The organism is Streptomyces sp. NPDC088254 (assembly GCF_044740925.1).
GTDB lineage: Bacteria > Actinomycetota > Actinomycetes > Streptomycetales > Streptomycetaceae > Streptomyces.
Map to the genome: position 1 here is coordinate 122,586 of NZ_JBIURQ010000006.1, position 22,546 is coordinate 145,131.

Below are 22,546 nucleotides of genomic sequence, written 5' to 3' on the forward strand. Positions count from 1 at the left end.
ACTCATGAGTCGATAGCCCATTGACGCCCTATGATTGCCCATCAAGATAGGAGGGCGATAGGATACTCATAAACCAGGTGAACTGTGTTTTATTAGCGGAGGGATCGCGCATCAATGGGCATTCTGGGTACGGCAACGGGAAGCCACCGGAAGGAGCGGAAGAAGAAGCCCGACGAGCTTCTGGCCTCCGTGGTGAGAGAGACGGCGATCCCGGCGGCGGTCGAGCTGCTGCGGTCGAACACGCAGTTCGTCTTTCCCAGCGGTACGGCCTGGGTGATGCTCGTGCTTGCAGCCGACTCGATCGGCGGCTTGAGCAAGCGGCACGGCCGGGACGAGGCGAAGGGTTCGATCATCGAGCTCATCAGCTCCGACCAGATCCGCACGGTGGCCACGGCGGAGATGCTCGAAGAGGAGGTCTTCGGCATCATCCCCACCGACGAGACTCTCGCGCGCATGGAGGAGTACTCCCTGCTCACCGGTGCCACCTACGCCTGGGCCGTCGTGTGGCAGAAGCCCAGCGGCGATCTGCTCGTCGATCTGGTGAACGATGCGACCTTCGCGCAGGCGCGCTTTGTCGCTGCAGGTACCACGAGCCTCGAAGAAGCCGTGGGCAAGAAGGCGTGGGAAGAGCACAGCGGCCTGGTCGCCGAGGCTGGAGCCACTGCCCCCGCGGTCCTCGGGGAGGACGAGGGGGATGCGATCTTCGACGAGATCCCCGGTGTCGAGGGGGCTGACGAGGGCCTGGACGACGAGCCGCTCTTCAGCGACGTCGTCGACGAGGATGAAGGGGCGGACGCACCCATGTTCGACGAGGGCGCCGCAGGTATCGACGACGCGGGCACCGTCCCGGTCGAGTCGGAGCCGGACCACGACGGCGCCGAGGTGGCCGGCTACGAGGGCTTCGACGAGACCGACGCCGGCTACGGCGTCGAGGGCGACTACCAGGAGGCCGGCGACACTGTGCTGCTGTCCGATCAGGCCCAGGTGCGCGACGTCATCGCCCGCCGGTTCCTCTCCGAGGAGCTGGACCTGGACGTCCGGCTCGATGAGTTCAACGCGACCTTCGCCATCGGCGCGCCGGTCGTGCAGATCGCTGTGCCCGAGGGCGCGACGGAATGGCTCGGGGACCAGGTCGCCCAGCTCAACCGGCAGGCCAACGCAGACCTGATGCAGCTCCGTTCGGCGCACGAGGATGAGCTGCGTGCGCTCTACGTCAACCTCATGTCGGCGCACACCGAGCAGGTCATCCGCGATGTGGCCACCGACCGTGCGGGCTCCCGGTACAAGCTGCTGAAGGACGCCGCCGAGGCCGAGCACCAGCAGCGGCAGACGGAGAAGGACGAGAAGATCCGGGCCCGCCGGGCGGAGATCGCCAAGGACTACGAGTCGCATGCCTCCAAAGTGGCCCAGCAGGCGGCGATCTCGGCGGAACTGCAGTACAAGGAGCGCAACCGCTCGAAGATGGAGCGCGAGCAGATCGACTCCGTCGCCGAGATCGAGCGGGACATCGAGGACACCCACGCGCACAACCAGCAGGAGATCCTGCGGGTCCGGCGTTCGGACGCGACGCTGAAGATGCAGACCGGGCAGACGCGGATCTTCGAGGTGCTGGCCGAGCGGCAGTCGGAGTACCTGGCGGCCGAGGAAGAGCGCCTGAACCAGTGGAAGTCCGAGATCCAGCGGATCGTCGACGACAACCGCAAGGCCGACATCGCCCAGTCCGAGGCGCTGGCCGAGCACCTGCGGACCACGGACGAGATCGGCGTCCTGCGCCGGGAGCAGCAGGACCTCCTGGAGTCGGTGCGCTCTGAGCACGCCGACCGGATCCGCCGGATGCAGGACGAGCTCGAACGCAACCGCAAGGACGCCATCACGCAGATGACGGCTCGGGACGCCGAGTGGCAGCACAACCTCGACCTGGAGAAGGAGAAGACCAACTCCCAGGTGGCGCGGGTCACCGACCTGCTCCAGCAGCTGTCGACGGTCGAGGATTCAGTGGCCAAGCGGTACGAGGCGCGCTTGGCGGAGATGCAGGCCGACAAGGAGTCCTACGCCAACGAGCTGGCTCGGGCCTCCGAGATGCAGAGCCGCTCGAACAAGATCCTCGTCGTCATGATCATCACGCTCTCGCTCCTGATGGGCGCGGTCGGCTTCATCGTCGGGGTGGTCTTGACCCGTTGAGCGATCCAGTCATGACCGACGGGGTGATCTGACGGCGCATGGGGCGCGTTCCCCATGCGCCGTCGTCGTCTGCGCAGGCAGGCGCACTGGACAGCAGGACAGCAGAAGGGCCCGGGAGTAAGGGATCACGATGGCCACGAACAGGCGGAAGGCGGCACGGCCGAAGGCGAGCAGCTGGGACAAGATCTCGGCACGGACGCCCGGCGAGACGCTGACGAACCGAGACGTCTACGACAACCAGCAGCTGGACCGCAGCACGTTCCTGACCCTGAGGTCGACCAGACCGGGCATCATCGTCGCGGTGATTGCCGGCGTGCTGGTGACGATCGTCGCCTGGGTCTTCTACTCGCTCATCGCCGCGGCGGTGCTCTCGGCGGGCGCGTCCGTGGGTTCGGGCGTGCCCGGCAGCAGCACCGGCAAACCGAGCGCGTACTACGTCCAGGACACCACGACGGGTGCGGGCGGCTCGGTCGTGAAGTGTTACCGGCCCCTGACCAAGGACGGCAACCCGGACGTGAAGGCAAAGTGTTACCCCAGCGCTGAGGCTGTTCCGGTCCCCAGCTGGTACACCGCGGCGAAGGACGGCAAGCCCAGCGCCGAGAAGCCGGCTGAGCCCGAGAAGAGCGCGACGACGGTCGGCGAGCAGCTGGCCGACGCCTCGGGATTCAAGCTCTTCATCACGCTCGGCTCGGGTCTGATGGTCGCCCTCATCATCGGCACGTGGTTCTCGCGGAAGGTCGCCGCGGCGAACCTGATGAACACCACGAGCGACATCAACCAGTACCAGAACGACCAGCACATCGCCCTGCCGGAAGAGATCCAGCAGAACTACGACTGGTTCCCCGACGCCGGTGCTCACTCGAGCGTGCAGGTCAGCTCGATGCTCAGCCACATGATGCTCAAGAAGAAGGGCCTGGGCACCGTCGAGGTCGCCCAGCGCGCCAAGAAGGACGTCATCGACGAGGAGGGGAACCTCGTCTACTACGCCGGCGAGGTCATCGACGACGACGAGGGCAATCCGCTGACGCAGACCCTGCCGATCATCGACGAAGACTTCGGTGACGAGCTGTTCGAAGCATCCGGGCTCCCCGATGACAAGACCCTGCGTCAGAAGTACGACACGACGCGGATTCCCTACAACCCTGACGGCAAGAACCGGGACAAGCTCGGCTTTGGGTCGGAAACGTACAAGACCGTCGCTGACCTGATCAAGGAGGACTGGGAGTTCCCGGCATACGAGGTCCAGCGCCCGGCCGGGGCGTACGTGGTCGATGCCGCGCCGGTGAACACCATGGTGCTGGCCATCACCCGAGCTGGTAAGGGCCAGACGTACATCGAGCCGGTCATCGACATGTGGTCGCGGGAGAAGAAGCCCTCAAACATGGTCATCAACGACCCCAAGGGCGAGTTGCTGGTGAAGAACTACGTGCCCCTGGTCACACGCGGGTTCGAGCCGGTGCAGTTCAATCTGATCAACTCCATGAAGACCGACATCTACAACCCCCTGGGGCTGGCGGCCGACGCGGCGCGTGAGGGCAACTTCACCAAGTGCGCGCTGTATGTGGAGAACATCGCCGGGATCTTCTTTCCGCTCGACGGCGGCGAGGACCCGGTCTGGCCCAATGCCGCCAACAACGCCTTCAAGCGCGCGGCCTACGGACTCATCGACTTCTATCTGGAGGAGGAGCGGGAGCTGCGCAGCGCCGCAGCCGTGCTGAACATGGACCCGGCGCTGCTGGAGCAGAAGCTCGATGACCTCTGGGGCAAGGTCACGCTCTACAACTGCTACCAGCTCTTCGTGCAGATGAGCTCGAAGAAGATCAAGAACCCTGAGGCCGAGCTGGAGAAGCGGGTCAAGGCCGGCGAGTTCGAGAACAACGAGGACGCGCTGGCCGAGGAGCAGGAGAAGGCGGCGGCCCAGGCCTTCATGTGGGAGGGCAAGGCCGATCAGGACATGCTCAGCCTGTACTTCAACGCGAGCGAGGAGCTGCCCCGCAACAACATGCGCACGCTGGTGGGCAACGCCCACAACGCGCTGCGCTCGATGGCCGGCGCGGAGAAGATGCTGGCCTCGGTGTACGGCATCGCGATCACCGCCATGTCGTTCTTCACCGACCCCACGATCTCGACGCTGACCTCGGGCAAGCCCTCGCAGAACACCGACCTGGCCGGCCTGAGCTTCCCGCGTCGCCTCGGCGTGCGCTTCGCGCCGAACTACGTCAAGCGCGACCACCTCGTCGGACAGCAGGCCGTGTGGTCGGCCTACGCGGACCCGATGTTCACCGAGAACCTGGGCGAGGACTTCGAGCACGAGGAGATCGTCGGCCGCGAGGGCTGGGCCCGGTACAACTTCAAGGGCAAGTTCCCTGGCGACGAAGCCTGGCTCAAGCTGGAGCTGGTCAACCCGCAGACGAAGATGCTGGTGCGGACCTTCTACTTCAGCTTCACGAAGAACTACCAGGTCTCGCTCAACGGCCGGCACTACGTGGTCGAGCCGGTCACGGGCAAGAAGATCGTGAAGAACGGCGTGATGCGTGAGCTGAAGCCGGTGCGTGAGGGTGGCACCCGGGACGGGAAGATCCTGTCCTTCCAGGCCGGGGACACCCTCTACCCGGACACGCGACTCGACTTCTCCGGCGGCGGCAACCCGGAGAAGGTCTCGTATCAGGCACGGGCGATCACGCAGACGCTGTCGCGCTACTCGGAGTCCCCCAAGGCGCTGTTCCTGGTGACTCCGCCTCACCTGATGAAGTACGCGAAGCTGATCCTGATCCTGGTCAAGCAGCTGTTCGACGTGAGCGCCGACCAGGCGTACATGACGAAGTCGAACCAGAAGCCGCTCTACCGCACGCGGTTCATGCTCGACGAGCTCGGCAACCTGCAGTCGGAGGGCAAGGGCATCGACGGCTTCGAGACGATGCTCTCCATCGGCCTGGGCCAGGAGCAGCAGTTCACGCTCATCCTGCAGACCCTGCAGCAGCTGCGCGACGTCTACGGCGAGAGCGTCGACAAGATCGTGCAGGGCAACACCTCGAACATCGTCTTCCTCAAGTCCACGGACGATTCGATGATCGAGACGCTGGAGAAGATGAGCGGCAAGACGCACCGGTCGTACCGGGACAGCAAGCAGATCAGCCAGGATCTCGACAAGGTCATCGGCGGCAAGACCGAGGGCAGGGTCTCCTACACGATGAGCACCAAGGAGGAGCCGCTGATCAGCTACAACGACATGGCCTTCCTCTCGCCGCGCAACTCGATCGTCTTCCGGGCCGGCGACGCGCCGATCTGGAACCGCAACCAGACGATCCTGCCGATGTCGTTCCGGCTGCTGGGGAACACGATCAAGCACCCGGGGCACACGTACTCGCTGCAGACGATCCCGACGCTGTCCAGTGCCATGGACTTCGATGTGCGGATGAACCAGCCGGACTTCGTGAAGATGCTGGAGAAGCGCATGCGGCAGGCGGTCAAGGCCGCGGACGCGAAGGCGCAGTACAAGGAGATCTACGGCTACCAGGAGGTCGACATCGAACGCCTGGACCCGGATGTCTACGCCGACGAGGTCATGGGGGTCATCACGACGATGACCACGGTCGACGAGGGCCAGGACCCCAACGCTCCGGTGGTCGTCGACCCCGACGAGTACGTGGGGATGCGCATGTTCGACGAGGACCAGTTCATCGAGAACGTCGAGGTCGGGGTTGCGGTCGCCGAGAGTCAGGCGGTCAGCGCCGAGCGGCAGCGTCTGCTCTACGCCGAGAGGACGATCAGCAAGGAGATGCTGGTCAACCCCGACGGCTCGGCGAAAGTCAAGAGCCTGGACATCGAAATCGGTGAGGCCTACAAGTCGGCGCAGACCGAGTTGGAACAGGATCGTGAGCACTTCTCGGTCGGCGGCGACGGCGAGCTGCGCAGCGCCGATGGGTCTCAGACGTACATCAGCCAGATCCGCTCGGACGCGTACGCCCATGCGGCCCGCCGGATCAACGGCCATGTGAACGACGAGGACTCGCGGGTGTTCGCGGAGGAGGACGTCACCGAGGAGGACCTGAAGTCCCTGGCGACGGTGAAGGTCCACTCGGCCTTCTACCAGTACCTGGCCTCACTGCCGAGCTGGGAGGTGCTGGCCGACGGCCGGTTCGACCGGGCCATGGCCGTCGAGATGAACTCGAAGTAGCCGGCGGCCACTTGGGGCCAGCGAAGGATCACGACCAGTGCCGAGGTCGTCTCTCGGCTGAGGGAGACCACCTCGGCACTGGCCTTTTCGAATGGCCTCTCACCTCCTTTTGATAAGCGAGGTAGGCTCTATAAATACTTATGTAGCCCCGAGCATCCACAGGACGCTGACTGACTATGAAGAAGGCACACGGACTGCGCAGGTACTTCTACGAGTACGTCTACTACAAGGCAGTCGAGCAGGCCCGGGATCAGACCGGACAGGTCATTCCGATCTCCCAGGCCAAGGCGATCCGCGCCCGGGTCGACGAGATCCTCGGCCAGCGGGGCACCGCGCTGGCCGACCCGCGGCTGGGCGTCACGGACTGCCTCACCGCCATCGACCAGGCATTCGCGGAGAAGGTGTCCGACTACGAGCCGCAGTTCGGTGACCATTCCCCGCAGAATGAGCGCTACCAGCAGTCGCAGCGGGAGTTCACCCGTGCCACCGGCGTCGGTGCCCAGGCCGACCCGAAGTCGGCCCGGCTGCCGATCAGCCCCTACGACCCCGACTGGTCCGAACGCGCGACCGTGAAGCGCGCCGGGACCGCGCTGGTGTACCTGCCGGACGAGACGATCGGACGCGTGGCCGGCGGCGAGGTGGAGACCCTGGCCGATCCCCGGCGCGGGAACATGGTGCTCTGGCGCATCGACGACGAAGGCAAGCCGTTCGAGGCCGGCCGCGCGATGACGAACGATGACGCCGCTGGGCTCACCGCGCTGATGGACAAGATGAGCCAGCAGGAGTACGACCAGGTCCGCGAGTGGGTCATCGACGGCGGCCGGGATCCCCAGACGAACCGTGTCGACCGTAACCGCTTCATGTCCCGGCGCGCCGTGGCGCGCTCGGCAGCACTGCTCGAAGAGCTGAAAGCCCAGGGCGTGTCCTACGAGGTGATGCGCGACCGCGAGCCGGGGCAGATCAAGGCGAAGATCGCCGGGACCGGCATGGAGGTCCGTCTCACCGACACGCGTCAGGAGGAGTACGCCGGAGCCCGGATCTATGACAACGGCACCGTGCTGCGCTACTCGACGAATTTCCGGGTTCCCGGCGGCATGGCGGTCTACTCCCCCTCGCCGGCGGAGGCCGTTCAGCTGCTGCGCTTCGCCCAGGGCCATCACGTCGAGCGCGCGGATCTTCCGGGGCGCGCCGTCGGCGAGACCGGCACGACGCACCAGGAGCGCGGCCGTGGCCGCACGCTGGTGGATGTGCCCGACAGCTATCACGTCGACCGGGAGTCGATGTTCGTGGTCGGTGACTACGTGGCCCCCGGCGAATCCGGTCCCCGGCCCGGGGCGAAGGTGATGCTGCGCCGGGACGCGAAGAACCGCTCCCTGCCGGCCTTCTTCGTCGACGCCGAGCCCGCTGAGGCCTACGCGAAGGCCGCCGTCGAGAGTGCGCGGGAGAATCTGCAGGCAGCTCTTGGCGCCGAAGACCTGATCGCTCGCGCTGAGGCCGAGCTGGAGCGAACGGGCGGAGATCTGGATGCGATCGAGCCGCCGGATTACTCGGCTGACTCTGAGGTCGCTGCGATCCAGCGCTCGTACTGGGACGTGCTCACCGGCGCGCACAGTGATCTGCTGCGCCCGGGTGCGACCGAGGAGATGTACCAGGAACGGCTGGAGGAGATCGGCGAGTTGCAGGCCGACGGGGTGCCTGAGATGGGCAACCTCGTCTACGGCGGCACCGCCGTCGAGAAGGTCCGGCAGCACGCCGAGGACGTCCCCTTCGAACTCATCGGGACCTGGGAGGCGCAGCCTCACGACGTCGACGGCGAGTGGGTCGATCAGCGCTTCAACCCGGACCGGGTGGCGCGGTACATGACCAGCCCCACCGGGCAGTGGTCGAACCTCGACAACCTCGCCTCGGCGCTGCGCCGTTGCGGGATCTCCCCCGACGAGATGATGGGCTCGACCTTCCAGACGACCCGGTTCAAGGACCGGCTCGTCCGCTTCGACGCCGAGCGCTCCATGCCGATCGCCGATCACGAATCTGCGTTCATGCGGCGCATCGGGGCCACCGTGCGCGAGAGCATCGAGCGCAACGCGGCGACGGTCTCCGAGATCCTGGTCGACGAGCAGGGCGTCATCCGCTGGAACGGCGAGAAGCTGCGCCGCGACGGCAAGGGGACTCCGATCTCGGGTGAGATCGGCCAGGTCTTCGATGTCGGCGAGTACGGCGAGATCACCACCGCCTTCGCCAGCGGGGAGAACGCGCTCATCGTGCCCGGCTACGAGGCCACGATCACGGCCCAGACTCCGGGCGAGGCTCCGACCTCGGTCGAGGAACGCACGCGCCTGCGCGGCTACGAGCAGCTCATGCACGAGCGCATCCAGTACCAGATCGCCGGCGACCTCATCGCCGGGCGCAGCGAGACCGGCGAGCCCTCCTCGCTCAACACGGTCTACTCGCAGCTGTACGGCACGAAGCACCCGATCGACTTCATCGAGCGCGCTACCACGTACCAGCTCGACGAGTCCACCGGCGAGATCAAGGAGCACCTGGACGAGTGGACGGCCGCGATCCTGCAGACCGAGGCGCGCCGGGTGCGCTACTCCAACGAAATCAAGGCCGGCTCGACGATCTACGCCGAGTACCGGGCCCAGCGCGACCGAACTGACCCGGCTGACGACAACCGCTTCGACGCCTGGCGGCTCACCGGCGGGCGGAACATGACGGTGCTCACCGGCAAGGACCGGAACAACGTCGCTGCGCCCAGCGGCTACTTCGACCCGGTGATGACCGGAGGCGCGACCAACCAGGGCATCGTGCGGTACCTGACCACTCAGGCCCAGGTCGACGCCGACGGCCGGATCGTGCCGGGCGACGAGAGCGTGGCCGGACAGCGTGCGCCGCTCATGGCTCTCCCCGAGCTCGAGACGCTGCGGTACGACCCGTTCGACCGCCAGCAGATGACGGCCTCGACGATCATGCAGTCTTCTGAGGTCACCGCGCCGGCGAAGACGGCGCTGATGACCTTCGGCGGCTGGACGGCTGATGACCCGATCGTGGTGTCGAAGGAGTTCGCCGAGCGCCACCGCATCCGCGGAGCCGGCGGCCAGGAGCGCGATCTCGTCGTGGGCGACAAGATCTCGGATCTGCACGGCAACAAGGGCGTGATCTCGCTGATCGTCGACCGGGACATGCCGCTGCAGGACGCACAGGAGCAGGATGTCGTCGACGAGGTCAACTGGTTCCGGGCCAACCCGGGCCTGGACGTGGTGATGAGCCCGTTCAGCCTGATCTCCCGGCGCAACGCGGGCTCGGCGCGCGAGCTGATGAGCGGGAACGTCTCCGACCTGCGCTCCCCCAACGGAGAACTGCGGCCGAGCGTCCTGGGCGAGATGCGCTTCGTGGTCACCCACATGGCCGTCGACGAGAAGACGAAGATCTACGACGACGAGCAGGTGCGTGCCGGCAAGGGCCGTAAGGCCTCCTCGCAGCTGGCCTGGGCGCTGCAGTCTCAGGACTGCCCGGCGATCATGCGCGAGTTCTACGGCCACAACAGCGGGGCCGAGTCGAACCTGCGCGAGTACCTGCTGGTGACCGGCATGGACATGGAGGCTGACGGCACGCTGCGGGTGGTCGGCCAGGCCGAGGGCCTCGACGAGCGCCCCGAGCGCCGGTTCATTCCGATGCCCGAGTTGCTGCGCACTCAGCCGCGCAAGGAGGGCCAGCTCCCGGGACTGAACACCACGGCGATGCGCAAGTCCTTCGGCGGTCTCATCGGCGACCGCGGCGGCGACATGGAGATCCCGTTCCCGCTCACGTATCCGACCGGTGAGCAGACCGAGACGGTGAGCGCGAGCTCGTGGAAGCTGCCGGTGATGTCCTCGCATCTGCGCAGTGGCCAGGAGTTCGAGGACGGGTCCTCCGTCACGCACGACTACACCCGCAGCTACCAGGACGTCTTCGTCGAGGCCTGCCGCTACCGCTACATGACCGAGCAGCTGGACAGCCAGGGTCTGTCCGCGGAGAAGCGCGCCGAGGTGCGTCGCGGCATGAGCGAATCGGTCTCGCGCGCTCAGCGCGCCTTCGAGGCGATCACGACCGACGTGCAGAACCGGGTGCTCACAGGCAAGAACAACATCTTCAAGACCGGGCTGATGGCCTCGCGGCTGACCGACTCGGCGACAATGGTGTGGACTGCGGACCCGCGGCTGGACGTCGACCAGGTTGCGCTCAGCTCGGTCAAGGCCGAGCAGCTGGGGCTGGCCGAGGGCGACCACGCGCTGGTGTGGCGTGACCCGGTGCTCCGTGACGCCGGCGTGCGCTACATGCGGGTAGCGATCGACGACCGGCTCACCGGTGCCGCGATCAACCCCGTGATGGACGCCTGCTTCGACGGCGACTTCGACGGCGACGCGGTCGCCGTGGTGAAGCTGCACAGCGAGGCCGCCAAGGCGGAAGCCCTGGCGAAGCTCTCGGTGCCGGCCAACCTGCTGGACACCGGCGTGGTCAAGAGCGACGGCTCGCACCCGCTGGCCATGCAGGTCTCGCTGGACACCCAGGTCGCGCTCTCCAAGGACGCCGGACTGTCCGATGAGCTGGAGAGCTCGCGGAGCGAGGCGAACCGGCTCAGGCTGCAGGCGCTCACGGGCGCAGAGTCGCCTGGGGACATCAAGCTCGGCCAGCAGGTCGTGACGGAGGAGCTGAGCGCGCTGTACCGCCAGGCGCAGCGTGGCGAGTTCGGCGCGGCACTGACGTTCTCGGACCGTGAGGCGCACCTGCGGAGTGTGCGCGAGGTCTGCGTCGAGACCGGTGCCAAGGGCAGCGAGAAGAAGCTCGCCGACTACGCCCGGAACCTGGGCGATGCGCGGGGTACGCCCGGCATCACGCAGGCCGACCAGGAAGCCTCGATGTTCGCCACGGCGATCAAGGCCCACGGCACCGGCCTGGGCGGCTCGTTCAGCCAGCGCGCCGTGCGCGCGCTGCGCGGCGAGGACCTCAAGGCCGTCCTGGAGGTCACCTACCCGGTGACCCAGTCGATCCTGCAGGCCAAGCACGACGCCGCCGAGGCCCGGCACAAGTACGAGATGCTCCAGGGCCCCGGCCGCGATCTCTGGAGGGGCCGCAGCATCGAACACGTCGGCCCCGGTCAGTGGCGCACGGCATTCCTCGACGGTGAGCCCGTCCAGGCCACGGCCGAGGAGTGGGAGAAGCAGTTCATCGAGTTCTACGAGTCCAAGGAGGGCTTCGGCGTCACAGTCAACCCGGACTACGTGGCGCGCGTGGCCAGTGCGCTGGAGGACCCGAAGACCGGGCTCATCCGCAACCTCGAAGAGGACCCGTCGCTGGCCGGCACCGTGATGGACCGGATGGCCTACGGCGGTGGCTTCGAGGCGCTCGTGCAGGCGGCCAAGAACCGCGAGAGCGTCTACGACGGCGAGAAGAACGAGCAGTTCGCGTCCTCGGGGACCCGGAAGGCCCGTGCCGAGATGTCCCGGCAGCTCGATCAGCTGGGCTCCCTTGAAGCGCACAGCCCGGACAACGCCGCGATCGCCGTCGATGACTCGGTGGTCAAGCGCGACGTGATCTCTCAGGACGCAGGGGCCTCCCGCACCCGCGGCTCGCATCGCCGCTCTGCGCATGCCGTGGGCGTGGGCGCGTCGCGCCCGGTCTACACGCCGAGCATCGAAATCGATCAGCCGCAGGGCAACGACGACGACTACGGCATGGGGCACTGAGATGGCACAGCACAAGGAACTGGGAACGGGACCCGCGGGCCGCCGGCGCGCGACCAAGAAGCTTCCAGTGGACGACGATCGGCAGCAGGCGGACGAGCCTCAGGGCAACGCGTACGCCTACGGGGACGCGCGTTCGGACGAGCCGATCGACGCCGAGGTGATCGACGAGCCCGGACCGGAGGACGCAGACGGTTCGCGCGCCTGGCGCGAGCGGCTCCGGGACCGCACCCGCGGGTTCTTCGGCGCGAAGACCCGGGAGCGGATGGCCGACCGCGAGCGCGTGCACTGGATCGACGTCGACCGGGCCGAGGACGAGAGCGAGGGCCTGGACCAGCGCGAGCAGCTGCTCAAGCTCCGGGCACAGACGCGGCTGGCCGGCGAGAAGTACATGGCCTCGCTGCGGGACTCGAAGCTGCTGGTGCCCGGCTTCAACGACGAGGAGCGGACGCAGGAGCTCGGCGTCATGCACCACGTCTACATGCAGATGATGATGCAGTCGTGTCTCAAGCCGCTCTCGCGCGGGGTGAATGCCAACTCGATCATCCAGGCCGTCGGCATGGTGATGGCGATGCGGATGCTTGCCCCGGACTTCAAGAAGGAGATGGACAGCTACCTCCAGCCCCTCAAGGACAAGATCCAGGAGCGCATCGACACCCGGACCCGCGGCATGATCGCCTCTGCCGAGAGCGACATCGCGCACCGGCAGAGGATCTTCAAGGACGTGCCGAGCGACGCCCGGCGCGAGCGCCTCATCGGCAGCACGGATCCGCGTGATCACCTGACGAAGAAGTGGCACAAGCGCTTCGACGCCATGCAGCACCGTGAGCGCGGCCACCGGGAGATGTTCACTCCGGACTCGGCAGCCATGACCGAGGTCGCGCTCATGGAGAACGCCTTCTGGAAGATGCGTGAGCCGGGCGCGGACGCCGGCCTGATCCGCGACAGCTACCGGGCGATGCGCAAGCGGCTGCACGAGCAGATGAGTGCAGACGGCCTGGAGCGCCAGGAGGTCGTCCAGCGCGCGCGGATGATCATCGGCGAGCGGATGGAGTACGAGCCCGAGCTGCGCACGATGTTCAACGGCGTGGCCCACGGCCGGATCGTCAAGGCCCCTGCGCACGAGGAGCGGATCGCGGGCTCGGACAGAGTCCGCACGGTCTGGAGCGGGGAGTTCGACGACCAGCTGGGCCAGCGTCTGCCCGAGGACGGGATGTTCACGCTGCGCCGGCCCATGGACGCGGACGCCCACCAGGTCCAGCTCGCCGAGACGATGAAGACCTCGATGCTCGACGCGCTGGGCCGCGGCGACCAAGAGGGCTACAGGGGCAACATGCTGGGCTACCTGGTCGGCTTCGCGGCGCAGAAGCAGGGTCTGGACACCAGCGGGCTGCCCGACATGCTCCAGCACCGCCTGGACCAGTCCGAGGTGATGATCGCGAGCATGGACATCGACGGCCTGCCGCCCGAGGAGCAGCAGCGGGTCTACTCCAACGCCTACGTCGACGCGATGGAGGCGGTGAACGAGAAGTACCCGGACCTTGAGGCCGAGCTGAAGCGGAGCCTCGGGGAGAACTGGCAGCAGACGCTGCAGACGGCGGTCGACGACCCGGGTGCCTTCTTCGAGGAGCAGCGGCGGGGGCCGCGGTCGCGCCCTACGGGCCCGTCGGCCGAGCAGGAGGCCGGCCCGCAGAACGAGAGCCCGAACGCTGAGGCCGATGCCGAGGACTACCAGCCCGCCTGAGGGCGATCCGAGAACACGAACAAGGAGCAGGAGGAAGGGCCATGAGCCAGGAACAGAATGAGGGACAGCAGGTCAGGTTCGGATCGCGTTTCGCGCGGATGTTCGGCTACGTCACGCCGGAAGACCGGAGCCGATGGGAGCAGCAGCGGGCGCAGAACAAGCCGCACGTCAGCGCGACCAAGCAGGGCACGAAGTCATTGCTGGGCTCGATGATGGAGTTCGGGGAGCGCAATATCGGCGCGAAGCTCGACGCGGCCCACCGTGTGGCGGCGCAGCAGCGGTTCGAGGAGTCCCACGACAGGGTCGTGAACCAGCGCCGCGATCCGAACACGCGGAACATCATCGAGTCGGTCGACTACGAGCCCAAGGACGACCGGGAGGAGATCGAGCCGGATCTGGAGCTCTAGCCGAATGGGTCACGACAAGCGTAGCGAGCGGCATTCGATAAGCCTGCTCCTCCTTCCAGACTCGTGACCATCTTCGATAGACTGGTTTCTAAGCGAATCCGCGGCATGAAGGACGACAGGACAGGGTGTGGGTATGAAGACGACGACGAATCCGCGTGTCAGTAAGCGCCAGTTCATCTCTCGGGTCGCGACTCGCAGCGGGTTGCCGGTCCGGGTAGTGAACAAGGTGTACGAGTCGTTGCGCGGTGAGCTCAGGGGCGCGGTCAGCCGTGGGGAGACGGTCGTGCTCACGAGCTTCGGCCGCTTCTACCGACAGGACCACAAGGGCCACAAGGTGCGCTTCGGCAAGAGCGAGGTCGACGACTACGTGGTGCTGAAGTTCTCCGCGTCGAGCAGCTTCAACCGCCGGCTCGGGGGCGACAAGAACGAGATCTCACCGGAGACCTACGGGATGATCGAAGATGCCGACGAGTTCGAGAACGTCATTGAGGATCGTGAGCTACAGGCCGCGTCGTAGGCGACGAGGAGCCAGCAGAAAAAGAGAACTCCCGTGATGCACAGGCATCACGGGAGTTCTCTTTGTGGCGGGACGAGCCCAGTTGCGAGGCTCAGCCGTCGGCGATGGCGAAGATCAGCACGAGCACGATGACCGGGACGATGAGCACGCCAGCCCCGGCGAGAAGGTGCTCCCACCCCAGCGGCGAGTTGATCCAGCCCATGAAGTCGTTCCACAGGCCGGAGACAGTGGTCGCGACCAAGGCGAAGAAACCGGTGACCCATCCGACGATGACCGCCAGACTGACGCCGCCGATCAGACCGAGGGCGATAATGACGCGGGCGCTCTTGAACAAGGTCCTGAACATGACGCCCCGCCCTACTTCCGGTCCTCGAAGAGCAGGTAGTACAGCCCGATGTGCGGGATGACGAGGGCCGCCAGCGCGATCCAGGCCCGCCCCGGGTCCTCGACCACCCAGCCGATGAAGTCCCTGACGGGTCCGACGTAGGCAAGTACGGGGGCGAGCACCTCAGTGCGGAAGATGACGTGGAAGATGCCGTAGGCCATGCCGAGTGCGATCGCCAGTCCGGTGCCGCGCCGTACGAGTAAGGCAGCACGAGGACCGATCCGCCGGCGGCGTCCCATGGCTGCGCTGGACTGGGGTTCGACATCCAGAGCTGCCGCCTGGGTCACTGGCTCGTAGTCGTACGTCGTCACCATCTCGCCCTTATCAAATCGCCATTGCCTCCATTCTACGAGAAGCTCTCAGTGAGGAACAGAATCGCGGACTACAGGTCACTCGAACTGGAGGTCGGGCTCATCCGCGGATGGCGTGTCGAAGCTGCCGATCGAGCGCCGTCGGAGTCGCGAGGGACTCGCGATCGGCTCGCGCTGCGCAGCCAGTTCGGCGAGAGTGAAGCCCACAGGGCGCCCCAGACGCTGGCCGGCCATGTAGTAGGCCTGCCCGTTCGCGCGTTCACCCAGGGCGATGATCTCGCGGGTGACGGGCTCGCCCGGGCGCTGGGGCGCGCGCTCCCGCCAGACGATCCGGTGCGAGGGCTTCGCATTCGGATCCGCGCCGACGTACGTGGTCTCGCAATCAGAGAGGTCGGGATAACTGGGCATGTATTCCAGCGGGTGCGTGCTCGGCGCGCCCTGTCTGATCCGGCCCAGCTGATTGAGAGCCACGCGCAGGAGCCGGTCCTCCGGTCCATGAGGGTGCATCACCGCGGCATCGTGGAGCGTCTGGAGGTCCTGCTTGAGACCGGCAGTCGGCAGGAGGCGGATGGGAGGCTGACGCTCACTCATCACGCTTCTCCTGCTGGGCAGCACGATGCTCATCCGCCCACTGCCGACCGAGCGGGCCGAGGCTCTCGGCGAGCTCTTCGATGGTCATGCTCGCCTCGCCGGAGGCGTCGGATTCCTGGATGCGGCGGGAGAGCTCGGCCTGGAAGGCAGCCTCAGCGTGGACGTGGGCCGCGTGGTCGTACTTCATGAGGCGCACGAACGCGGCGAAGGGGATGATCGCGGCCTCGGGCTTGTTGTCGTCCCCGAAGATCAGTGGCGTGATCTCGCCGCGGCGATAGAGGTTCAGCATCGTGGCAAGGTCCTCGCGCCTGAGCTGGTCGGTCGGGACGACATTGACGGAGAACTTCGGGAGCTCGGCGTCGGGAGTGCCGTTGTCGTGAGAGTTGCTGTTGTGAGTCATACCTTCAGCCTAATCAGTCGGGAATAGCTTGTCATCGACTCGCATACGACCTTGTTCGCCGAGTCGATAAGGGCATCGAATGGTCGATCGTTCCGCCTCTGAGAGGCGGAGCGGTTAGGAGAAAGAAGAGACCCGTGCCCCAGTCCCGCACGGTGCGGAGCCGGGGCACGGGCCCTGACGGATGGACGGTCGCGACTTCAGAACTTCCCCTCGTCGGTGAGGGCGACGGTGAGGTCAGCGCCCTCGTCGGGGCGCAGCAGCGGGAGGGTACCGAGCGCTGCGGACAGAACCTCGTCATCCAGGTCGGCAGTCTCGGCCGGGGGTAGGGGTCAAGGGCGGGCGGCCTGCTCGTCGCGGACGGCGATGGGAAGCATGGCGGCGGCCTGCGACCGGTACTCCTCCAGGGCCTGGGCGTACGTCCCGGCCGCGGTGATCCAGCCGTACCGGGCGGAGTGCAGGCGGCCGGCCCGGAACGTGTAGCCGGTCAGGCGGCCGCGCTCGGTACGCTCGGCCTGGAACGCCTCTGCGTGCGGGTGCGTAACGGCCACGCGGGACCGGGCCTGGTCCTCGGTCATCTCTCCCGGCTGCGGGCGGTCGCACAGACCGCACAGGCGGGTGTTGGGGACTCCGTCGACCGCCTCGTCCACCTCCATGACCACGTACATGCAGCATTCCCGGCACGGCACGTCCACGCGGCGCACGCGTCGGCGGTACTCCAGCCGGTCCTCCAGGGTGAAGCGGAGCGGTCCGGCGTTGACGCGGTCCAGGACCAGCCACACGTGGGCGTTGGTGGTCGTGTCCACCTGGAGGCCCTTGACCTCCATCGCCTGGCCGTCGACCACTACCAGGTCGCCGCCCTTAGCGTGGCAGGCCAGGCCCCGGGGGCGCGGCGGGGTGTGGAAGACGGCCGTGGTGTCGCGCATGGTCAGCTCCTCGCGGCGGCCGCGGGCGGGGCGGCAGCTCCCCGGGCACCCCCATATGACGCCCTGCTGGCGGTCGTGCTGGGCGAGCTTGCCGGAGGACAGCAGGGGCGCGGTGTGGTCGTCGTAGCCGCACAGGCCGGTCGGGCCGTCGTAGTCGGCCGGGCCGTGGAAGGGCACCTCCAGGCGGCGGCGCACCTCGGCGGCAGCGGCCTGGGTCACCCGGCTGTCCGTGCCCGCATACGCCTCGGCGCGCAGGACGGCGCGGCGTCCCTGGGCCTTCCAATCCTGGTCGACCTGCTCGGCGACCTCCATCACCTGGGTGACCGGCACGCCCAGTTCGCCAGCGATCTCGGCGACCTCCACGGGCCACGCCTGGGCCACGGCGTCCTTGGCGGCGTCCAGGTCGTGGTGGAACCCGACCTTGCCGTCGCGGCGCTCAGCGTAGGGGGCCCAGGCGGCGTAGCGGCCGCGGCGCATGCGGGCGCCCTCATCGTGGACGGTGCCCAGGAAGGTGCCGCCGCGGACGACGGCCCAGCGGGCGGCGCCGTCCGGCTCCAGGCGCACTGTGTCCGGGTCCAGGGCGGCGGCCATGCGCTCCAGAACCTCGGTGGGCTCGGCGGTCACCACGGCGATGTGCTCAGCCATGGGGGCGTCGTCCAGGCCGGTGCGGCGGGCGAGGCGGGCGGCCTGGTCAGCCTGCCACCGGTACTCGCTGCCGTCGCCCTGGCTGATGATGTTGCGGACGGACACCCAGTGGTAGCGGGCGCGGGCGCCGTGGCCGGTGCGGAACGTCCAGGCGATACGCTCGCTGTCCGGCAGGTCGACCGGCTGGAAGGCGTGGGCGGTGGCGTGGCTGGCCAGGACGAGCGTCCGGGCAGCGACCTCGGTCACCAGCTCCTGACGGCACGCCTGGTCGCCCTGGTCGGCGCGGTGAAGGATGTGGGGGGCGACCAGGTCGGCGCCACCGTCGTCCCAGCGTACGGCCTGGTAGGCGTAGGGGGCGGCGCCGTCCGCCATGCCGAACGTGGTGCCGGTGCGCTCGCTGTCCTTGGCGCGCATGACCACCCGGGTGCCGTCCGCGTAGTAGGTCAACTCCGGGTCGAACATGGTCGCGACCATGACGGTGTCGGCATCCAGGGGGCGCACGCGCCGCTCGATGTCGGCGACCTTGACGGCCTGGTCGTCCTCCGCTGGGGCGGCTGGGGCCTGCTCGGCGGCGCCGGCGGCGAGGGCCTCGGTCTCGGCCGGCGGCTCGGCGGCCAGGACCTCCACGGCGCGCTTACAGGGACCGCACGCCTTGCGGTCTGCGGCCTCCTGGGCGGTCAGCTCCCGGGACACCAGTCGACCGCAGCCGATGGTGTGGGAGTGGAACGCGTCCTTGCGGACGTAGTGCACGGCCTTGCCATTGCCGACCTGTGCTGGGGCGGTGGTGATCGCAGACATGGCGCGGTTCTCCTGGTGGGTAGTGAAAGCAAAGGGGTGCAGGGCGCGCATGGTTCGTGTGGCGCGCGGGCCAGAAGCGCTGCGGCGAGGCGCCCTCGGGCGACCTCCTAGGCCACGCGCGCCCCGCCGTTTCGGTGTTCGGGGTCAGTCGGTGAGGTCGACGGCGAGGTCCGCGCCTTCGTCGGGGCGCAGAAGCCCGGCGAGAGTGCCGAGCGCGGCGGACAGGACATCGTCGTCCAGGTCGACGGTCGCAGGCCCGCCCTCGTCCTCGTCCTCGTCCTCGTGCTTGTCTTCGTCTTCGTGCAGCTCCACGTCGTGGAGGCGGTAGTCGGCATGGCCCATGCCCAGCTTGGAGTCATAGGCCGCGAAGACGGCATGCGTGTAGCGGGGGCCGTCGGCCGGCGTGAGCAAGCGGACCCGGCGGGCGATCGTGTCGCGCAGGGCGGCTTCCTCGGCCTCGGCGACGGTCTCTCGCAGCTCGGTCAGCATCACCGAGCCCACGGCGTCCAGGAGTGCCCGCAGGGCGGTCTTGCGGGCCCATGCGCGGGCGTAGTCGGTGGCGACCTGGGCGCAACACTGCGCGCGCCAGCACACACAGCGGTGGCAGTCGAGGCAGTTCTGGGCCCGGTCGCAGCCGCACCGGCAGTCGAAGGGGCGGCAGTAGGCACCGTGTTCCGTCTTCGGTGCGGCGGGGATGGCGGCCAGGGAGCGGGATATCTCGGTGAAGTCGCGGTTCTCGTCCACGAGATCGGCGGCCAGAACCTGGCCATCATTGCGGAGCTCCCCCGCAAGGTCATCGCAGGTCTGGCGGCGAACCACGAGGGCGTACGCCTCGACCTGCGCACCGATCAGCAGCGGGGGCAGAGGCCGGTCCGCAGGCGGCGCGGCGGGAGGCGGGGCAGCTTGCGGCCTGCCGGTGACGAGTGCCAGCGACGCGCCGATCAACTCGGAGTCCGGGCGCGGGTCCTCCCGCCAGCGCAGGATCGAGCAGCCGGACACCGACCCTTCGTCGATCTCATGCAATGTCGGCTCCTGCGCCCACGCTCGGTCCTGCCAGCCGTCCGGTGGCGGCGTGGCCCCGCCGCGGTCGTTGTCAGGCCAGGTGACGCGCACGGCGCGCTCGGCGATGTCGGCGGTGAACACCTTGGTTCGTTCGGTCATCGGTGTGCTCCGGGTGTTGGGTGCTGATGCTTGCTGCCCAGCCTGCGAGAGTGGTGAAGTCGTCCTCCGCCAGGGAGGAGGAGCGGGGCGCGGCATGGGTGCCGCGCCCCACCCAGCGGCGGGTGCGGTCTCACAGCAGCGTGTCCCGCTCGTCTTCCTCCCAGCGCGGCGGGCAGAGTTCGGTCAGGGCGTCAAGGGCCGCAGTCGTCTCGGGGCTGTCGCCGAGGTCGAAGGTGCACAGCTCGCTGCCGTCCTCGGCCACGAGACGGACGCCCGTGCCATCCCAGAACGGCCCGCGCTTGCCGTGCACGGCCCAAAACCGTGCCAGAACCGGCACCATGGGGTGCACCGGGTGCAGGTAGGCCGGATGACGGCGGATCTTGTCGGCTAGTACTTCTTCCCACGCGGCCTCGGCGGCATCCCGCGTCTGCCGCCACCGCTGAACGAGATCCTCCGCCGTACGGCGGCGCGCCATGTGCCATAGAGCCGGGTGGACCTTTGTTCCCAGAAGGGCAGGGCCCCGGGCGGCGAGCCACTCCCGGACGGTAATGGCGGGCGGTGCTTCGGCGAGCAGTTCGGCGAGGCAGCTCGTGCTTGACGGCGTGGTCGGAGGGAACTTGCGCACGACGGAGACCGGGAGTGGCACTGGGCCCGCTGCGTGCTGCGTTCCGTGCGGGGAGGCGAGGGCGACAGGGTCCTTCGGCAAGGTCCCAGACTCGCCGCACTTGGGGCACGCCCAGGTCCAGCCGACGACGGGAGCGTGGACGAGCTGGCCGTCCTGGATGATCCAGTCGAAGCGGTCGGCCCGGCTGTGCTCGTCGGAGGCGACGAAATCGGCGTCGAACAGCTCATCGGGCACGGTGAGTTCAGGCATCGGTGGGCGCCTCTCGGCTGGTAGCTGGTCCCGGCAGCGCCGGGGCATCGAATGACGAGGCTTCGATGGAGGGCTCGGCACCCGTCAGCCGGACGACCTCCAGGACGTGGGCCTCGATGTCGGCGCGGGCCTGGGCGACGACCTGCTCGCCGGCTTCCACGAGTGAGTCGACGGTGAACTGGGCGTTGCTGCCCGCACCGGCGACGGCGTTCTCCAGTGCGCTGAGTGCTTCCTTGGTGGCCCTCACGCCCTTCTTCTCGTGGATCGCCTCGTGCAGGGCCGCCGTGGCGGCCTTGACACGGGCGTACATCCGGTCGGTGACCTCGCGGACCTCCCGCAGGCTCTCGGCGGTGCGGGGCTGATGAGGGATCTCGGGCACGAAGGCGTCCTGCTGGGTACGCCGGATGGTCACCGGCACGCCGCTGCCGAGCCCCATGGAGGACACGAGCGAGCCCCACTGGGCGAGGCTCATCTCGATCTCCACGAGCTCCCGGCCTGGATGGACCCAGTCGTGGTTGAGGTCGCGTTTGCGCGTGGCCTGGTGGACGGAGAGCGAGATGGTCTCGTTGTGGAGCAGGTCGGACTGGAACAGCGAACGACCTCCTCCGCTTCTTCGGGTCACGACCGCGACGCCGAAGGCGGGGTGGATCTCGCTGTCACCTTCTGCGTCGAACGCTGGGTCCTGGATGGGACGGCGGCTCATGACTGCACCGCCTCGGTCGCCGGGTGGCTGGCCCGCCGTCGTGGGCGGCCGAGCGCGCGGAAGCTGCGCGCCAGGAAGCCGAGGAAGCGGTTGCTGAGGCGTGTGGACTCAGGAGGCTCAGCCTGCTGGGACTGGTGCTCGCGGTAGAGCCGCACGGCCAGGTCGATGCCGTAGCAGGTGAACAGGAAGTGGATGTCGTAGTCGCGCAGGTCCCACTCCCAGGTGTCCTCGCCGAAGGTTTCGGAGTTCTCGTGCAGCCACTCGCGCGCCTCGTGCTCGTCGCCGGCGTACATCCGGGCCTCGGCGAGGATCTCGGCAGCACGCTCGGCAGGCGACTGCTCGGACACAGGCGCATCGGCGAGTTCGGACCAGTCGAACTCGGAGTCGAGCTTCTCGAACTGCTCGTCGGAGAGGTCGTCGGCTGCCCAGAGCTCGACGACGCTGAGCTCCTTCCTCCAGTGCGCCCGGAGGCGCTCCTGCATTGCCGCTTCGTCCAGGCCGCGTAGTTCGTGCAGCCTGAGCAGGAGCGCGAGCTGCCGTTCACGGAAGTGCTGCGCCTCGTCGCCGAGGTCCTCGTGTTCGCCGAGACTGTCCTTGACGTGCCGCAGGAACACATCCTGGTCGTACTTCTTCACCTCGTGCGCGCGGCCGCCGCAGAGCTTCTCGGCCCAGTAGCGCACGTCGATGCTCGGCGCGCCGTCGGAGTAGTAGTCGCGGCACCTTCTGGAGACGCTAAGAAAGTCGATCATGTCCAGTTCGCGGGTGAACATGTAGCCGTCAGCGATGTCGCCGGAGGTGGCCAGGTGCCCCGGCCAGGTGGTGATGTCCCAGGACCACATGCGGGTGCAGGGCTTCTGGATCCGCAGATGGCGGTAGAGGCCGTCATCGTGGAGCACCACGAGCCGGTGCTCGGCGGTTTCGCTCAGGAAGTCCGCGTAGGCGTGGGCGTAGGGGTTGGTCGGCTTGGTCATGATGAGTGTGCTGCGCTTTCTCTGACGTGCGGTGG

Annotated in this window: 15 protein-coding genes; 6 read left to right on the plus strand and 9 right to left on the minus strand. The window is 67.7% G+C overall.

Annotation, left to right across the window (positions count from 1 at the left end; genetic code table 11):
• The first annotated feature begins 114 nt into the window (after positions 1-114).
• From ACIOC0_RS18810 to ACIOC0_RS18835, 6 genes are all read left to right on the plus strand, one after another.
• On the plus strand, positions 115-2,181 hold the full coding sequence (locus ACIOC0_RS18810; RefSeq protein ID WP_402156115.1) for a hypothetical protein: 2,067 nt from the start codon (positions 115-117) through the stop codon (positions 2,179-2,181).
• 130 nt (positions 2,182-2,311) lie between these two features.
• Complete coding sequence (locus tag ACIOC0_RS18815) at positions 2,312-6,358, plus strand: type IV secretory system conjugative DNA transfer family protein (protein ID WP_402156117.1); 4,047 nt, start codon at positions 2,312-2,314, stop codon at positions 6,356-6,358.
• 176 nt (positions 6,359-6,534) lie between these two features.
• Positions 6,535-12,084, plus strand: a complete 5,550-nt coding sequence (locus ACIOC0_RS18820; RefSeq protein ID WP_402156118.1) for a hypothetical protein — start codon at positions 6,535-6,537, stop codon at positions 12,082-12,084.
• Between the two features lies 1 nt (position 12,085).
• Entirely contained in the window at positions 12,086-13,825 is a 1,740-nt protein-coding gene (locus tag ACIOC0_RS18825; RefSeq protein WP_402156120.1) for a hypothetical protein, read from the plus strand.
• Positions 13,826-13,866: 41 nt separating this feature from the next.
• Positions 13,867-14,232 carry a hypothetical protein gene (locus ACIOC0_RS18830; RefSeq protein ID WP_402156121.1) on the plus strand — a complete coding sequence of 122 codons (366 nt, stop codon included), beginning with the start codon at positions 13,867-13,869 and terminating at the stop codon, positions 14,230-14,232.
• A 133-nt stretch (positions 14,233-14,365) separates the two neighbouring features.
• Positions 14,366-14,749: an HU family DNA-binding protein gene (locus ACIOC0_RS18835; protein WP_402156123.1), complete on the plus strand. Its 384-nt coding sequence runs from the start codon at positions 14,366-14,368 to the stop codon at positions 14,747-14,749.
• A gap of 91 nt (positions 14,750-14,840) precedes the next feature.
• On the opposite strand, the gene ACIOC0_RS18840 is transcribed toward ACIOC0_RS18835, so the two are convergent.
• The 9 genes from ACIOC0_RS18840 to ACIOC0_RS18880 form a co-directional block, all read right to left on the minus strand.
• The gene (locus tag ACIOC0_RS18840; protein WP_402156125.1) at positions 14,841-15,083 is read right to left on the minus strand and encodes a hypothetical protein; all 243 of its coding nucleotides are present in this window, start codon (positions 15,081-15,083) and stop codon (positions 14,841-14,843) included.
• A gap of 23 nt (positions 15,084-15,106) precedes the next feature.
• A complete protein-coding gene (locus ACIOC0_RS18845) occupies positions 15,107-15,448 on the minus strand; it encodes a hypothetical protein (RefSeq protein ID WP_402156126.1) in 342 nt (113 codons plus the stop codon).
• Between the two features lie 75 nt (positions 15,449-15,523).
• The gene (locus ACIOC0_RS18850) at positions 15,524-16,036 is read right to left on the minus strand and encodes a hypothetical protein (protein WP_402156127.1); all 513 of its coding nucleotides are present in this window, start codon (positions 16,034-16,036) and stop codon (positions 15,524-15,526) included.
• Positions 16,029-16,436 carry a hypothetical protein gene (locus ACIOC0_RS18855; protein WP_401695929.1) on the minus strand — a complete coding sequence of 136 codons (408 nt, stop codon included), beginning with the start codon at positions 16,434-16,436 and terminating at the stop codon, positions 16,029-16,031. The genes ACIOC0_RS18850 and ACIOC0_RS18855 overlap by 8 nt, the downstream gene beginning before the upstream one ends.
• Positions 16,437-16,765: 329 nt before the next feature.
• Entirely contained in the window at positions 16,766-18,802 is a 2,037-nt protein-coding gene (locus ACIOC0_RS18860; protein WP_402156129.1) for a hypothetical protein, read from the minus strand.
• A gap of 144 nt (positions 18,803-18,946) precedes the next feature.
• Complete coding sequence (locus tag ACIOC0_RS18865; protein ID WP_402156131.1) at positions 18,947-19,963, minus strand: hypothetical protein; 1,017 nt, start codon at positions 19,961-19,963, stop codon at positions 18,947-18,949.
• Between the two features lie 130 nt (positions 19,964-20,093).
• Complete coding sequence (locus tag ACIOC0_RS18870) at positions 20,094-20,837, minus strand: hypothetical protein (RefSeq protein WP_402156133.1); 744 nt, start codon at positions 20,835-20,837, stop codon at positions 20,094-20,096.
• The gene (locus ACIOC0_RS18875) at positions 20,830-21,540 is read right to left on the minus strand and encodes a hypothetical protein (RefSeq protein WP_402156134.1); all 711 of its coding nucleotides are present in this window, start codon (positions 21,538-21,540) and stop codon (positions 20,830-20,832) included. Before ACIOC0_RS18875 ends, ACIOC0_RS18870 begins: the two co-directional genes overlap by 8 nt.
• Positions 21,537-22,511: a hypothetical protein gene (locus tag ACIOC0_RS18880; protein ID WP_402156136.1), complete on the minus strand. Its 975-nt coding sequence runs from the start codon at positions 22,509-22,511 to the stop codon at positions 21,537-21,539. The genes ACIOC0_RS18875 and ACIOC0_RS18880 overlap by 4 nt, the downstream gene beginning before the upstream one ends.
• Positions 22,512-22,546 lie beyond the last annotated feature (35 nt).

Excerpts from the sequence above, each read along its gene's own strand:
- ACIOC0_RS18810 (WP_402156115.1), top strand. The coding sequence starts at position 115 with ATGGGCATTCTGGGTACGGCAACGGGAAGCCACCGGAAGGAGCGGAAG.
- ACIOC0_RS18815 (WP_402156117.1), top strand. The coding sequence starts at position 2,312 with ATGGCCACGAACAGGCGGAAGGCGGCACGGCCGAAGGCGAGCAGCTGG.
- ACIOC0_RS18820 (WP_402156118.1), top strand. The coding sequence starts at position 6,535 with ATGAAGAAGGCACACGGACTGCGCAGGTACTTCTACGAGTACGTCTAC.
- ACIOC0_RS18825 (WP_402156120.1), top strand. The coding sequence starts at position 12,086 with ATGGCACAGCACAAGGAACTGGGAACGGGACCCGCGGGCCGCCGGCGC.
- ACIOC0_RS18830 (WP_402156121.1), top strand. The coding sequence starts at position 13,867 with ATGAGCCAGGAACAGAATGAGGGACAGCAGGTCAGGTTCGGATCGCGT.
- ACIOC0_RS18835 (WP_402156123.1), top strand. The coding sequence starts at position 14,366 with ATGAAGACGACGACGAATCCGCGTGTCAGTAAGCGCCAGTTCATCTCT.
- ACIOC0_RS18845 (WP_402156126.1), bottom strand. The coding sequence starts at position 15,448 with ATGGTGACGACGTACGACTACGAGCCAGTGACCCAGGCGGCAGCTCTG.
- ACIOC0_RS18850 (WP_402156127.1), bottom strand. The coding sequence starts at position 16,036 with ATGAGTGAGCGTCAGCCTCCCATCCGCCTCCTGCCGACTGCCGGTCTC.
- ACIOC0_RS18855 (WP_401695929.1), bottom strand. The coding sequence starts at position 16,436 with ATGACTCACAACAGCAACTCTCACGACAACGGCACTCCCGACGCCGAG.
- ACIOC0_RS18860 (WP_402156129.1), bottom strand. The coding sequence starts at position 18,802 with ATGTCTGCGATCACCACCGCCCCAGCACAGGTCGGCAATGGCAAGGCC.
- ACIOC0_RS18865 (WP_402156131.1), bottom strand. The coding sequence starts at position 19,963 with ATGACCGAACGAACCAAGGTGTTCACCGCCGACATCGCCGAGCGCGCC.
- ACIOC0_RS18870 (WP_402156133.1), bottom strand. The coding sequence starts at position 20,837 with ATGCCTGAACTCACCGTGCCCGATGAGCTGTTCGACGCCGATTTCGTC.
- ACIOC0_RS18875 (WP_402156134.1), bottom strand. The coding sequence starts at position 21,540 with ATGAGCCGCCGTCCCATCCAGGACCCAGCGTTCGACGCAGAAGGTGAC.
- ACIOC0_RS18880 (WP_402156136.1), bottom strand. The coding sequence starts at position 22,511 with ATGACCAAGCCGACCAACCCCTACGCCCACGCCTACGCGGACTTCCTG.